Annotated in this window: 12 protein-coding genes; 3 read left to right on the plus strand and 9 right to left on the minus strand. The window is 66.2% G+C overall.

Annotation, left to right across the window (positions count from 1 at the left end):
* Window positions 1-107: 107 nt before the first annotated feature.
* Both J2X50_RS15865 and J2X50_RS15870 read left to right on the plus strand, forming a co-directional pair.
* Window positions 108-2,501 (plus strand): heavy metal translocating P-type ATPase, encoded by a 2,394-nt coding sequence (locus J2X50_RS15865; protein WP_429096418.1) that lies wholly within the window; start codon window positions 108-110, stop codon window positions 2,499-2,501.
* Window positions 2,502-2,515: 14 nt separating this feature from the next.
* Window positions 2,516-3,766 carry an MFS transporter gene (locus J2X50_RS15870; protein WP_429096420.1) on the plus strand — a complete coding sequence of 417 codons (1,251 nt, stop codon included), beginning with the start codon at window positions 2,516-2,518 and terminating at the stop codon, window positions 3,764-3,766.
* A 53-nt stretch (window positions 3,767-3,819) separates the two neighbouring features.
* Here the strand turns inward: J2X50_RS15870 and J2X50_RS15875 are convergent, their stop codons facing one another.
* The 7 genes from J2X50_RS15875 to J2X50_RS15905 form a co-directional block, all read right to left on the minus strand.
* The gene (locus J2X50_RS15875; protein WP_429096422.1) at window positions 3,820-4,470 is read right to left on the minus strand and encodes a helix-turn-helix domain-containing protein; all 651 of its coding nucleotides are present in this window, start codon (window positions 4,468-4,470) and stop codon (window positions 3,820-3,822) included.
* A 205-nt stretch (window positions 4,471-4,675) separates the two neighbouring features.
* Window positions 4,676-5,293 carry a response regulator FixJ gene (fixJ, locus tag J2X50_RS15880; protein ID WP_429096424.1) on the minus strand — a complete coding sequence of 206 codons (618 nt, stop codon included), beginning with the start codon at window positions 5,291-5,293 and terminating at the stop codon, window positions 4,676-4,678.
* The gene (locus J2X50_RS15885; RefSeq protein ID WP_429096426.1) at window positions 5,286-6,791 is read right to left on the minus strand and encodes a PAS domain S-box protein; all 1,506 of its coding nucleotides are present in this window, start codon (window positions 6,789-6,791) and stop codon (window positions 5,286-5,288) included. Before J2X50_RS15885 ends, fixJ begins: the two co-directional genes overlap by 8 nt.
* Before the next feature lie 274 nt (window positions 6,792-7,065).
* Window positions 7,066-7,452 (minus strand): hypothetical protein, encoded by a 387-nt coding sequence (locus tag J2X50_RS15890; protein ID WP_429096428.1) that lies wholly within the window; start codon window positions 7,450-7,452, stop codon window positions 7,066-7,068.
* Between the two features lie 77 nt (window positions 7,453-7,529).
* On the minus strand, window positions 7,530-8,780 hold the full coding sequence (locus J2X50_RS15895; RefSeq protein ID WP_429096430.1) for an MgtC/SapB family protein: 1,251 nt from the start codon (window positions 8,778-8,780) through the stop codon (window positions 7,530-7,532).
* Window positions 8,781-8,790: 10 nt separating this feature from the next.
* Window positions 8,791-10,770 carry a heavy metal translocating P-type ATPase gene (locus J2X50_RS15900; protein ID WP_429096431.1) on the minus strand — a complete coding sequence of 660 codons (1,980 nt, stop codon included), beginning with the start codon at window positions 10,768-10,770 and terminating at the stop codon, window positions 8,791-8,793.
* 17 nt (window positions 10,771-10,787) lie between these two features.
* Window positions 10,788-10,928 carry a hypothetical protein gene (locus tag J2X50_RS15905; RefSeq protein ID WP_429096433.1) on the minus strand — a complete coding sequence of 47 codons (141 nt, stop codon included), beginning with the start codon at window positions 10,926-10,928 and terminating at the stop codon, window positions 10,788-10,790.
* Between the two features lie 167 nt (window positions 10,929-11,095).
* Here J2X50_RS15905 and J2X50_RS15910 point away from each other — a divergent pair, with 167 nt between their 5' ends.
* Window positions 11,096-11,932 carry a universal stress protein gene (locus tag J2X50_RS15910; protein WP_429096435.1) on the plus strand — a complete coding sequence of 279 codons (837 nt, stop codon included), beginning with the start codon at window positions 11,096-11,098 and terminating at the stop codon, window positions 11,930-11,932.
* Between the two features lie 48 nt (window positions 11,933-11,980).
* On the opposite strand, the gene J2X50_RS15915 is transcribed toward J2X50_RS15910, so the two are convergent.
* Both J2X50_RS15915 and J2X50_RS15920 read right to left on the minus strand, forming a co-directional pair.
* Complete coding sequence (locus J2X50_RS15915; protein WP_429096437.1) at window positions 11,981-12,430, minus strand: pyridoxamine 5'-phosphate oxidase family protein; 450 nt, start codon at window positions 12,428-12,430, stop codon at window positions 11,981-11,983.
* A 238-nt stretch (window positions 12,431-12,668) separates the two neighbouring features.
* On the minus strand, window positions 12,669-12,896 hold the full coding sequence (locus J2X50_RS15920; RefSeq protein ID WP_429096439.1) for a hypothetical protein: 228 nt from the start codon (window positions 12,894-12,896) through the stop codon (window positions 12,669-12,671).
* Between the last annotated feature and the right edge of the window lie 672 nt (window positions 12,897-13,568).

Genomic DNA, 13,568 nt, shown 5'->3' on the forward strand with positions numbered 1-13,568 from the left:
GCAACGTCTGGTGGCGCAATCCGGTCGCGAACGCGCGGCGGCGGAGCCGTCGCAACACGATGACCAGTCAAGCAACCTGGTCGACCCGGTCAAGAGGAGTCCCAGGGATGAAGACGGCCACTCTCGATGTCAGCGGCATGCTGTCCATGCTCGACTATCAATGCGTCGAAAAGCAACTCGGCCAGTTGCGCGGGGTAAAGCGGGCGACGTCCAACATCGCCTCCAACAGCGTGACCGTCGAGTACGATGATGCCGTCGTCGGCATCTCGCTGCTCAAGGAGAAGATCGACGAGTGCGGCTTCCACTGCAAGGGCGAGGTCGTGCCCAGTCACATCCGTGCGACGCACCCCGACGGTGCGCATGCAGAGCCCGCAGCCGCGGCGGGTGCGAAGGGGCATGGCCACGACCATGGCGGCCACGCCGCCCCGGGCGCGGCGAAGCCGTCACGCCCGATGGCGCCCGAGGTGGCGCACGAAATGGGCCATGGTGCCGGCATGGACATGCAGGGGATGGTGCGCGACATGCGCAACCGCTTCTGGGTCAGCCTCGTCTTCGCGGCACCGATCTTCCTGTACTCGCCTATGGGAATGTTCACGCCGCCGGCGCCGCCGTTCGGGCTGAGCCTCGACCTCTGGCTGTTCTTCCTGGCCACGGCGGCGATCCTGTACCCCGGCTGGCCGTTCGTCGTCGCCGCGGTCCGGGCGCTGCGCAACGGCGTCCTCAACATGGCCGTACTGGTGCTGCTCAGCGTCGGCACGGGATACCTGTTCAGCGTCGGCACGACGTTCCTGTTCGAAGGCCAGCAGTTCTACGAGGCATCCGCGGTGCTCCTGGTCTTCATCCTGCTGGGCCATTGGCTGGAGATGCGGGCGCGGGCGGGCGCTTCGGAGGCGATCCGGGCGCTGCTCGATCTGGCGCCGCCCAAGGCGACGGTGCTCCGCGACGGCCGTGAACTCGAGATCCCGACCGCCGAGGTGGTCGTGGGCGACACCATCGTCATCCGCCCGGGCAACAAGATCCCGGTCGACGGGACGGTGACGGACGGCATCTCGCAGGTCGACGAATCGATGCTCACCGGCGAATCCATGCCGGTCGGCAAGAAGCCAGGAGACGCGGTGATCGGCGCGACGATCAACAAGAGCGGTACCTTCCGCTACAGCGCCACCAAGGTCGGCGCCGACACGGCCCTCGCCCAGATCGTCAAGCTGGTGCAGGAGGCGCAGAATTCCAAGGCGCCTGCGCAGCTGCTCGCCGATCGTGCTTCGCAATGGCTGGTGCTCATCGCCATCATCATCGGGCTCCTCACCTTCGTGGCCTGGTATTTCTGGCTGGGTCAGCCGCTGCTTTTCGCCCTGACGCTGACGATCACCGTGTTCGTGATCGCCTGTCCCGATGCGCTTGGCCTTGCAACCCCCATGGCGGTGATGGTCGGCACCGGCCTCGGCGCCATGAACGGCATCCTGTTCAAGAATGCCGCGGCGCTCGAGGACGCGACGAAGCTCGACGTCATCATCTTCGACAAGACCGGCACCCTGACCGTCGGCCAGCCGGAGGTCGTCGAGGTGGTGACGGCCCCTGGAGCCAGCGCCGATAACGTGCTGGCAGCGGCAGCGGCCGTCGAGCAGGGCTCCAGCCACCCGCTGGCGCAAGCCATCCTGCGCCGTGCGCAGGGCCTCGCCGTACCCGCACAGAAGGCCTTCGAGAACCTGGAAGGCATGGGCGCCCGCGCCGACGTCGATGGCGATACGGTGTTCCTGGGCAACCGCAGGCTGATGGACCTCGAGAAGCTCGATCTCGGGCCGATCGAAGCGGATGCGCAGAGGCTGCAGGGCGCCGGCCGCACGGTGGTGCACGTGGCGCGCGCCGGTAAGGTGATCGGCCTGGTCGCCATCGCCGATGCGCCGCGTCCGACGGCAGCTGCGACCGTCGCCAAGTTGCGGGAACGCGGCGTGCAGGTCGCCATGCTCACCGGCGACAATGCCGGCACGGCCCAGCGGATCGCCGGCGACCTCGGGCTCGACATGGTGCTCGCCGACGTCCTCCCCGGACAGAAGGCCAGCAAGATCAAGGAACTGCAGGCGCAGGGCAAGAAGGTCGGCATGGTCGGCGACGGCGTCAACGACGCGCCCGCGCTCACCCAGGCCGATGTCGGCTTCGCCATCGGCGCCGGCACCGACGTCGCCATCGAGAGCGCCGACGTCGTGCTTATGAAGAGCGACCCCTACGACGTCGTCGGCGCGGTCGAACTCTCGCATGCGACCTTGCGCAAGATGCACCAGAACCTGTGGTGGGCCGTCGCCTACAACGTCGTCGCGTTTCCCCTCGCCGCCGGCGTCCTCTACCCTGTCCTGCTCAGCCCGGAGGTTGCCGCGCTGGCCATGTCGGGAAGCTCGGCGATCGTCGCCGTCAACGCCCTGATGCTCAAGCGCACAAGGCTGGCCGGCATCACGCGCCATAACGCGCAGGAACCGTCCCTGCGCCCGACCCAGGCCACGGCCTGACACGGGAGGCCAGCGTGCGTGGTCTATCCTGGCATGCCTTCTCGGCCATCCTGGTCGCGATGTTCGCGATCAGCGTCGGTTACGGCATCGTGCTGCCGGTCCTGCCGTTCCTGCTCGAACGGGTGGCCGGCAGCACCGACCCGGCCGCACTTTCCCGCCACACGGGGCTTTTGACCGGCGCCTACATCCTCGCCATCTTCCTGTTCGCACCGATGTGGGGCAAGCTATCGGACCGCAGCGGGCGTCGTCCCGTCCTGCTGGTCGGCCTGCTCGGCTTCGCCGCGACGGCCCTGCTTTTCGCGACGGCCGAAAGCCTGCCGCTGCTCTACGCCGGCAGGTTCCTCAGCGGCCTCTTTGCCGCCGCCATCACCCCGGTGGCCTACGCGCTGGTCGGCGATCATGCGCCGTCGAAGAGGTGGCGCGCCCACCGGTTCGCCATGATCAACATCGCCGGCATGGCCGGCTTCTTCGTCGGCCCCCTGCTCGGCGGTCTCGTTGCCGGCGATGCCGGCAAGCTCCCGGTCACGACGGGCGATCGCCTGCTGTTGACCCCGTTCATCGCCGTCGTCGCCCTCGCCCTGGCGGCGGCGCTCATGGTTCGGGTGTTGCTGCCGGCCGCCGTCGGGCGCCAAGCCTCCATGGCCGCGGCTCCTCGCGTTCAAGCCGATCGGGCGGTCGTGCTTCGTCTGCGGGCCGTCGCTTTCGTGACGGCACTGGCGGTCGGGTCGTTCGAGGTCGGACTGGCGCTGCGCGGCAAGCAGATCCTCGGACTCGACGCCGCCCATATCGGCGTCATGTTCGCCGAATGCAGCCTGGTCATGTTCATCGTCCAGGCGCTGGTATTCTCGCCCTTCGTCGATCCCGGACGCACGCGCTGGCTGATTGCCCCTGGCCTCGCGACCCTCGCGGCAGGGCTGGCCATCGTTCCGCTCGCAGAGACCACGATCGCCATGACCGTCGCCGTGGCTCTGATCGCGGCCAGCGCCGGCATCCTGTCGCCGGTCGCCACTTACTGGGCGTCGCTCGGCTCGACCGAAACGCAAGGCGCAGATCTCGGCCGGATGACGGCCGCGGCGAGCCTCGGCCAGGCCGCCGGCTCCGGCGCCGGCGGTTTCCTGTTCGACGTCACGTTCCTGCCCTACGCCGGATTTACGGTCACGGCGCTGATCGTTGCCGCCGGCCTGGTGGTGAGCCTGCCCCTGCCCCGCCTGCTCCGTCCGATCGCGGACGAGCAAACCCAGCGGGGCCGAAATCTGCAGCAATGAAGGCTGACGCCGGGCAGCCCCATCCATCTTCCCGGAAGGCTGGGAGGTGTTGGTCAACCGCCCGTGGCTGCAAGCGCGCGGGCTTTCAGGATCTTGACCGTGCGCAGCGTCGTGAGCTCGATCAAACCGAGCCCCTTGAGCTTGGTCAGGACGCGCGAGACGGTCTCGAGCGACAGGCCGAGATAGTCGCCGATGTCCGAGCGGGACATCGGAAGGTCAATAAGGTCGACATCGCCCTGCCGGACCGACATGTCCAGCAGGAAGGCAGCCACGCGCTCGACGGCGTTCTGGCGGCCGAGGACCAGAAGGTGCTCCTGGGCCCGCACCAGACCGCGGAGGGCCAAAGGCAGGATCTGCCTGGACAAGTCAGCCCCGGCCGAAAGCCGGATCGAGCAGACCGCGGTGGTCACGACGGCGTCGGCGGAGAAATGATGGGTGCGGTCCGCTTCGAACCCGAACACCTCGCCCGGCAAGTAGAATGCCGCGATCTGGCGCCGTCCGTCGGCCAGCAGGCGATAGGTCCTCACGCAACCGAACTTGACCTCGTAGAGGCAGCTGACCTCGTCGCCTTCGCAGAAGATCTCGGAACCGGCAGGGTGGAACGAGACGGGCATCGGGTCGCCGAACAGGCTTTCCCGATCCCAGCCGGCCGCGTCCACGGCCTGGCGATCCTTGAAGGACTGTATCCTGCGGTGCAGCGTCATGGTTCCCTCCTGCGCATGAGAGATCTATGGCGCGACCGCGGCCGCAGGAAAATTCGGTTACATCCCTACGTAGCTCTACTTAGTCCGCCGGCGGACGACGCTGCTCAAGCAATTCCAGGAAAAGTGCGCAGCGGTTTTCCGTCCGGAATTGCGTCAAAACAAGGAGATAGAGCGCTTCCGCGATTCGAAGAAAAGCGGAAGCGCTCTAGCGGGATCCCAGGCCGGCTTCGAGCGCCATGCGGACGAGCTCGGGCAGGCTTCTCGCCTCCATCTTGGCCATGACGTTGGCGCGATGCACCTCGACCGTCCGCGGGCTGATGTCGAGGTCGAAGGCAATGGTCTTGTTCGGCAGGCCGGCAACGACCGCCGCAAAGACCTCCCGCTCCCGCTCGCTCAGCGTCGCAGCGCGGCTGCGGATCGCCGCCGCGTCCTCCTGAACCTCCACCTTCGCAAGGGCCGCGATGGCGCGTTCGATCGCCGCGATCAGCACTTCGTCCTGGAAGGGCTTTTCGATGAAATCCACCGCCCCCGCCTTCATGGCCTCCACCGCCAGGGGCACATCGCCGTGTCCGGTGATGACGATCGTGGGTACGTGGTTCGGAAGCTGACGCAGCCGCCGCAGCAGTTCAATGCCATCCAGGTCCGGCATGCGCAGGTCGGTGACGAGGCATCCGTTGCGCATGTTCGGCGCGATGCCGAGGAATGCGAGCGCCGATTCGTGCTGGCGCACCGTGAACCCCGACATGGTCAGGAGAAAGGCCAGCGATTTCCTGACTGCCTCTTCGTCGTCGACGATGTGAATGACATAGTCGCCCTTATCCATTGCTCGCCCCTTCCTCGTATGCAGGCAGGGTGAACCGGAACGTCACGCCGCCATGGGCATTGCGCGTCATGCTGATGCCGCCTCCATGGGCCTCGACGATCCGTTTGGATATCGACAGGCCGATCCCCATTCCGCCCGGCTTCGTCGTGGTGAAGGGCTTGAACAGTTGCGAAGCCACCTCCTCGGAAATCCCGGACCCGGTATCCGAGACTTCCACCACGACCTCGCCCACCTCGCCCGGCGACGTGCGCACGGTCAGCAGGCGCGTCTCGCTGTCGCGCATGGCCTCCATCGCGTTGCGCATCAGGTTGGTCAGGACCTGCTGGATTTGCACCTTGTCGGCCATCACCATCACAGCGCCGGGGGCGAACTCGAAGATTGAACGGACGCCCCGCTCCTTCGATCCCATGAGGGCGAGCGCCCCGGCTTCCTCGACCAGCGTGTGAACCTCCACCGGCGCCTTTTCGGTTTCTCCGCGCATGACGAACTCGCGAAGGTGCCTGATGATCTGGCCGGCCCTCAGCGACTGGCTGGCCATTTCCGAGAGCGCTTCGGGCAGGTAGGCCATCGCCTTGTCCGGGCTGTCGCGCAACATGCGGTTCGCACCCTGGGCATAGTTGGCGATCGTCGACAGGGGCTGGTTGAGCTCATGCGCCAGCGTGGAGGCCATCTCGCCGAGTTCGTTCAACCGCGCCAGTCGTGCCAGTTCGCCCTGGATCTCCTGCAGGCGAGCAGCAGATTCTTCCCGTTCGGTCAGGTCGCGAATGAAGCCGGTGAAATAGGTCTTGCCGTCGACCTTCATCTCTCCCACCGCAAGCTTCATAGGAAAGGTGGACCCGTCCTTGCGGCGGCCAACGACCACGCGATCCACCCCGATGATGCGCTTTTCGCCGGTGGCCAGGTAGCGCTGGATGTAGCCGTCGTGCCCGCTCCGGTAAGGTTCCGGCATCAGCATGCGGATGTTCTGGCCGCGGACTTCCTCTTCCTTGTATCCGAACTGGCGGACGGCCGCCGCGTTGAATGAGACGACGGTCCCATCGCCCTCGATGACGACGGTGGCGTCCAGGACCGTATCCAATATGGACCCGAGATGGACTTCGCGTTCCTCCAGAGCCTTCCGCGTGACTTCGATGGAGTCCCAGGCGCGGTGGAGAAGTTCGCCGATCGCCGCCATCGCGACGCCGACGGCGACGAACAGCAGCACCGCCGCCGCATTTTCGGTCTGGTACAGGTCTTCCCCGAAGAAGTACGAGCCTGCGAAGACCGACATTGCCACCGACAGCAGGCCGGGGCCGATGCCTCCTAGGATCGAGGCGAGAAGGATGGCGGGCACGAACAGCGTGAAGGCCGCCCGCTCGGCGAGCACGTCCTGAAGCACGATGCGGACAAGGAGAGCCGCCGCTACCGTCAGGAAGGCAACGAGATACCCCGCCATCCCCTTGTATCGCAAAGGGAAGGTATGCGGGCTGACGCGCGTGGACAGGGAACCGCCATCCATGATGCGATCTTCTCAAATGTCATCGGTTGCCGGACGTAAGCACCAGGGTCGGTATACAACAGCCCCTGCCGCTCAGCCATCGAATCTGCCTCGACATATGAAGACATCGCGCGTTTGTTGATTTCTATCAATGCGCTACGAAGGTATTACAAGAATTCAACAGCATTGCCGTCCGCAATGCCCGACCGACGGGCAAGCATTGCGGACTGCCGCTGGCTTGGCCGGTCCTGACGCCCAGGTGAACCCACGCGCGTCCGCGGAACGGCACGGCGACCTACGGGCGTTCCACCCGGGCGACGCGGTAGGTGTGCATGGCTCCCTTGCGGCCGATCGACAGGTATTCGCCGACGATGAACTGCTCCTCGCCGAGCCGAAATCCGATCTCGTCGTCGCCCTCGCCCTCGGCATAGTCGAAGTACCATTGGCCGCCGGGCTTGCGCCGGACGAGGCCGATCAGGTCTTCCGCCCGTTCGGAGAATTTCCTAACGCGGCAAAGCGCCTGGTGCGATTTCCACTCGGCGGCGGCGATGCGTCCGGCATCGTCCAGGGGAATGAGCAGGTCATAGCCCGCGTCCCGGTCACCCTCGGGATGCCCCTTCTCGCGGGCGAGGAGCAGCCGGACACTGCGGAAGCCCGGGGTGAAATCCTTGATCGTCGGCATGGCAGGTTCCTTTCCGGTCCATGACTACCGCACGGTGCGCAAGCGGCATTGATCGAGGTCAATCCCGATCTGCTCCCTCATTGGATCGGTGATATTGCAAGCGCAGCCGCTCCCAGGGCCAGGGCGGTCGCGGTGGCCGCCAGGAACGCCGCCGAGAAGCGCAGCGGTCCCGCCATGGCCGCCAGGGCGAAGCGCCCGGCCGCGTTGGCGGCGAGCGCGACGAGGACGGCCAGGGCCGACGCACCGACCGAACTCTCCGCGGCGCGGCGAAGCGCGCTGAGGACTGCGACGTCGACGTCGAAAAGACCTGAAACGGCCGAAGCGGCGACCATGCCCGCGTCTCCGAAAAAGCCCGACAGGATGGCGCTAGCCACCGACACCGTCGCGAAGAGGCCGGCAAACACGAGCAGCGGACCCAGTTCGAACGGATTGCGCATCGCAGCTTCGGGAAGCTGCTTGGCGCCGGGGATCGAAAACAGCAGCACGCCGCTGGCGACGAAGCCCGCCGCCGCCGCCAAGGCGGGCAGCGCCACGACGGCCGCCACGGCCGGCTGCACGAGCAGGGCGATGGCGAGGACACGGACGACGGATACGGCGGCGGCAAGGGATGCCGCGCCGGCCATCGCCCAGACACTCTCGCTCGACTTCGCGGCCCGCGCCAACGCCACCGTCACCGCCGTCGACGACACCACCGCGCCGGCGACCGCGCTCACCAAAAGCCCTCGTGCAGGCCCGAGGACGCGCACGGCCACGTAGCCCAGATAGGAAATCGCGGCGATCAGGACCGTGAAAATCCAGACCTCGCGCGGATTGAAGCCTTGCCACGGGTCGATCGCTCTGTCCGGCAGGAGGGGCAGCACGATCATGGTCATCACCGCCAGGATCAGCGCCGACCGAAGCTCGACCCAGGTGAGCCGTCTGAGCAGGCCGTGCAGCACCTCGCGGCTGGCCAGCAGGGCTGCGAGCGCTGCACCGCCGGCGGCCGCCGCGCGATAGTCCCCCGCGACCGCCAGCGCGCCAAGGCCGAACACGGCAAGCCCTGCCATCACGCTGGTCACGCTGAAGTCGTCGTCGTGGATCGCCTCCCTGGCCTTGAACCAGGAGAAAACCGCCGCAAAACCGAGGAAGCCCGCGATCAGTATCGAAGATGCGGACAGCGCCATGGCGAGCTCGGCAAGAACGCCGCCGAGCAGGCCCGATACGCCATAGGTGCGGATGCCGGCGGTCCGGCTGCCCTCCGGCGCGTTCCTTTCCTGCCAGCCGCGCTCCAGGCCGACGAGAAGGCCGACTGCCAGCGCGAGTCCCAGGCGGGCTATGATCGCATCCATGTCCGTTCTTTCATCGGCGCGTGGACGTCTTGCGGCTGTCCGGGCTCGGCGGCTTCGCGAAACCGGCAACGGCATGGTCCGAGCGGCGCCGACGAGCAGGTTGCGCCGCCGCGCCTTCCGATCCAGGCACATCGCTGCTCCAGCGCGGCGGTTGGCCCGGCCCAAGGGCGCGCAGGGCGTTGACGATCACCGCCACGTCGATCGCCTCCTGCAGCAGCGCGCCGGCAACCGGGGTGATGAAGCCGGCGGCGGCCGCGACCATGGCCGCGCCGGACAGGACGAGCCCGACGATGACGCTCTGGGAAGCGATCGCCCTTGTGCGCTGGGCGATCTCGACGGCGGCCGCCACTGGCCGCAGGCGATCGGCAAGAACGATGACGTCGGCGGCGGCCGATGAGGCGGTTGCCCCCCTGGCGCCCATCGCGATCCCGACCGTGGCGGTGGCGAGCGCCGGGGCGTCGTTGATGCCGTCGCCGACCATGATGGTCGTCGATTTCTCGTTTTCGCGACGCACGATGGCCACCTTGTCGGCAGGCGCTGCATCGGCCAAGACCTCGTCGAGGCCGAGCGTCGTGCCGACGCGCTCCGCCGTTTCGGCATCGTCGCCCGTCAGCATCAGAAGCCGGTCCACACCGGCCTTCCGGAGACTAGAGACCGTCTCGACGGCATCGCCACGCAGCCCGTCGCCGAAGACGAAGATCCCGGCGAGCCGTCCATCCACCTCGACAAAGACGGTGAGCACCGGCTGCTGCCGATAGCGGGCAAGCACGCCCTCCGCCCAGCTTGGCACATCGCGGTCGGAAAGGACGAGGGATTTCGATCCGGCGCACAGCTCCTGCCCGCAGACCCGGCCCCTCAGTCCCGAGCCGCGAAATTCGCGAACGTCCGTCGGGTGACCGAGCACGAGGCCACGCCGCCTGGCCGTCGCGACGATGGCTTCCGCAAGCACATGGTGGGAAGCCTGTTCGAGCGAAGCGAGAAGGCGGAAGAGCTCGTCGCTGTCGCGCCCCGGCGCGGCCGTCGCTTCGATGAGTTCCGCGCCGCCATGCGTCAGCGTACCGGTCTTGTCGAAGATCGCGGTGCGGGCTTTGGCCAGCGCCTCCAGCGCGGCACTTCCCTTCACGAGAACCCCACGCCTTGCCGCCTGCGAGATTCCGGCGACGAAGGCGATCGGAGCGGCGAGGATCAGCGGGCAAGGCGTCGCAACCACCAGCACGGAGAGCGCACGGATCGGGTCTCCGGAGAGCAGCCAGGCAATCGCCGCCACCGCCAGGGTCAGCGGCAGCATGACGATGGCGAAACGATCCGCCATCCTGACATACGGCGCCTTGGCGGTCTGGGCCGCCTCGACCATGCGCACGATACCGGCATAGGTGCTCTCGCGCGCGATGGCGGTCGCGCGCATGTGGAACGGCTCGCCCGCATTGACGGTGCCGCTACGGAGCGGCTCCCCGGCTTGGCAGCGCTTCGCCAGGGGCTCTCCCGTGACCGCCGATTCATCTATCCGGGCGGACCGCTCCAACAGGACACCGTCGACCGGCACAAGCTCCCCGGCGCGGACCAGCAGGCGGTCCTCGATCCGGACGTCGTCGACGGGGATTCGCTGCAATCCCACTGCGGAGAGCCGATGGGCGATCCGGGGTGAGCGGTCGGTCAGCGCCCTGAGGTCGCGTTCGGCCTTGCCCCTTGCGAAGTCCTCGATGACCGTACCGCCGACATACATGATGGCGATCACAAGTCCGGCCAGGGTCTGGTCGAGGACGATCGCGGCGGACATCGAAATCAGGGCGATCGCATCGACGCCGACGCGCCCGGCCAGGAGATCCAAGACAATGGACCTCGCGAGACTTAGCGCCACCGGCACAGTCGCCAGCACGCGTATCGTGTCGGAAGGAATGCCTACGACGGCCTGGGCCTCGCCCAGGAAACCCGCAACGAGTCCGGTCAGTGCGATCGCAAGTAGGGTTTTCCTGAACAGCGGCTCGTTCACGGCGGTCTCTCGGCCTGCTAGGTCCAGCCGGGATGCAATCTGGCTGCGAGCCAACGATCGAAACCGACCGTCGCCGTATCCGGGCAGCCGACCACGTTGCCGATGCCGTCCATCTTCCAGCCGGCACCTGCTCCGCAGGCAGCCATAACGTTTCCCATTGCGGATCCATCCCTCCTGTCGTCCCTCTTTCGGGTATTGCCGGGCTTCGCGCCTTGACGCACGTCAATCCCGCTCGACGTCGCCGTGCCTTGACCTAGCGCAAGGCACGACGGCTCGCTTCGCGCTAGTTCTGGCGCCAGGCAAATCCTTCGAGAGGTCCCAAGCCATGCCATTCAGGACAATTCTTGCGATCACGGGCGTCCGCGACGGAGACGGCGACATCAAGCTGGCCGCCGGACTGAGCGAACAGACGGGAGCCCATCTTTCCGTGATGGCCGTCGCGCTGGCCGCTCCGCCGCCGATCGGCGACTATGCAGCCCCGCTGTCCGACGCCTGGGCGGAGGAGCGGCGGATGGACATGGCGAACCTCGACAAGCGGACCCAGGCGGTGCAGGGCCTCCTGGCGGCCATGCCGATCTCCAGCGACGTGACCAGCGCATATGCCGAGATGGGCTGGTCGGACGAGATCATCGGCCGGCGTGCCCGCTACGCCGACCTGACCGTGATCGGCCCGGAGATGCTTTCAGGCGGAACGCTGAGGAACAAGGCCATGGAAGGGGCACTGTTTTCGTCGGGAAGGCCGGTTCTTCTGGCGCCCGCCGGCACCGCCCCGACCCTCAAGCCGAAGCGGGTGATGGTCGCGTGGGATTCCCGCCTCGAGGCATCGCGCGCCGTTCGGGAAGCTCTGGAAATCCTCGCCCGGGCCGACGAGGTCCGCGTCGTTCTCGTCGATCCCGTGGAGGGAGAATACGATCATGGCGAAGAACCGGGAGCGGATGTTGCGGCCTATCTCGCCCGCCATGGCGCCAACGTCGCGGTGGACCGGTTGCCGAAGTCCGGCCAGGATGTCGCCGACGTGCTCAGGCGCCACGCCGGCGACATGTCCGCCGACCTGCTGGTCATGGGGGCCTACGGGCATTCAAGGCTGCGCGAGCGCATCTTCGGCGGCGTGACCAAGTCGATGCTCGCCGCACCGTCGCTGCCCATCCTCATGGCACGATAGAGGCGTGACGCCAGGGGCAGCGGTTTCAAGCTGCCCCTCGGAAAAACGTCAATCGTCGAGAGCCTCGCGGCCGGACACCTGCTCCACGAAAATGCGGAAGAACAGGTGCGACGAGTGGTCGGCCATGGGCTGTTTGCCCAGTTTGAGACCGCCTGGCTCCCACCAATTGACGTGTGTGCTGAGAAGCCGCCAGGCATGTTCACGAAGTTGCTTGTCCTCCGGAGAATCGCCAAGCTCCTCGTATCGGCCGTCAACGAGCACGCTCCGCCACTGCCGCCCCTCGCCGCGCTCCTCCACCAGAACGCAGACTTGCGGGTTGGAGCGCATGCATTCGATCTTCTTGCCCGGCATGGAAAAGGCGTACAGCCAGTTGCCCGAGTAGCAGCAGTAGAGGGGCACGACGTAGGGCCGGCCGCCATGGGCGCATGCCAGATGACATAGGTGATTGTCCGTCAGGACCTTGGTGCATTCGACGGTCGTGAGCGCTCTCAATCTCATCGCATGATCTCCTCGGGAACGCGCCGCAGTCCAGCCTCATGACCCGCCGCCGTGCGTCTTCCCGATACGGCCGGCATTCGCGCCGTGGCCGGCGCGGCCACCCAAACGTCATTCGCAGATGGAGATTTGCGCTTCCCGGCCAAGGCGACATTGACCTGCGTCAAATGCCGGCCTACCGCTGCCGCGGCACTAGTCCCTCCGGGGAGCGGCGCCCATGTCCGGCAGCGGTCTCAAAGGCTTAGTGTGCGGCTGGCGGCGGAGACGCCTGCCCGTAGCAGTCCGCGCCCGTCTTGGTTCCGCATGGCTTGTTCCAATGTCCGGACGGCACCTGCTGGCACGCGGCGACGATCAACGCCGTGGCCAGCAGCGCCAGCGCCCGCACGCTCCGGATCGCCGGCGTGCGACCTGAGGAGCTTTCCTCATCGATCCGGCCAGCTTTCAAGGTCGTTTCACTCATCGATTTCATCTTCCTGCTCCCACTGACCGATTGAGTTTCCCCGGGTGCCGATCAGCGACACCGCCCGCAGAACTGCGATTGTTTGAGAATGTATCGCCTTCAGCCGGGCCCGCTTTGAGCCAGATCAAAAAGCAGATGCAGGTGCCGTGGAATCAGCCCGGAGCCATGTCACTGCAGCAGCTGTGTTCGACGCCGATGCCAGGGCCGTAAGCCTACCTCTTCTGGAAAGATTTGCGACATAAACATCTTGATCACATCCATTACGTCTAGACATCGTCCACGACATATAAATATTGTTCGTTCTGATACTTTCCTAAAAATGCGTAGAATTTGAGAGCGACATAATACTAGCGTGAACGATCATGGGTACAGGTCATTCGGCAATGGCTGGCTTGGACGGCACCGTCACAGACTTAACGTTGATTGCTCCTATGTGCACCGACCTGCCAACTCCAACATCGTTCGACAGTACTCGGCCTTGTAGTCGACAACGAGCCCCGGCAGGATCTGACGCGGGCAGCCAAGCAGGTAACGTTAAAGCCAAGATGATCTGGCCCCACATGGTCGCGGCACTCTGAGAACTCGCCTAAGAGGCTGTTTGGAAAATCGGATTTGAGGGATTCCCGCCGGGCGTGAAACGTGATTCAGGGCGCGGATGTGGACCGAATCGAGCCGTTGCCG

Source organism: Aminobacter sp. BE322, assembly GCF_050433525.1.
Taxonomy (GTDB): domain Bacteria; phylum Pseudomonadota; class Alphaproteobacteria; order Rhizobiales; family Rhizobiaceae; genus Aminobacter.

Excerpts from the sequence above, each read along its gene's own strand:
- J2X50_RS15865 (WP_429096418.1), top strand. The coding sequence starts at position 108 with ATGAAGACGGCCACTCTCGATGTCAGCGGCATGCTGTCCATGCTCGAC.
- J2X50_RS15875 (WP_429096422.1), bottom strand. The coding sequence starts at position 4,470 with ATGACGCTGCACCGCAGGATACAGTCCTTCAAGGATCGCCAGGCCGTG.
- fixJ (WP_429096424.1), bottom strand. The coding sequence starts at position 5,293 with ATGGATAAGGGCGACTATGTCATTCACATCGTCGACGACGAAGAGGCA.
- J2X50_RS15885 (WP_429096426.1), bottom strand. The coding sequence starts at position 6,791 with ATGGATGGCGGTTCCCTGTCCACGCGCGTCAGCCCGCATACCTTCCCT.
- J2X50_RS15890 (WP_429096428.1), bottom strand. The coding sequence starts at position 7,452 with ATGCCGACGATCAAGGATTTCACCCCGGGCTTCCGCAGTGTCCGGCTG.
- J2X50_RS15895 (WP_429096430.1), bottom strand. The coding sequence starts at position 8,780 with ATGGATGCGATCATAGCCCGCCTGGGACTCGCGCTGGCAGTCGGCCTT.
- J2X50_RS15905 (WP_429096433.1), bottom strand. The coding sequence starts at position 10,928 with ATGGGAAACGTTATGGCTGCCTGCGGAGCAGGTGCCGGCTGGAAGATG.
- J2X50_RS15910 (WP_429096435.1), top strand. The coding sequence starts at position 11,096 with ATGCCATTCAGGACAATTCTTGCGATCACGGGCGTCCGCGACGGAGAC.
- J2X50_RS15915 (WP_429096437.1), bottom strand. The coding sequence starts at position 12,430 with ATGAGATTGAGAGCGCTCACGACCGTCGAATGCACCAAGGTCCTGACG.
- J2X50_RS15920 (WP_429096439.1), bottom strand. The coding sequence starts at position 12,896 with ATGAAATCGATGAGTGAAACGACCTTGAAAGCTGGCCGGATCGATGAG.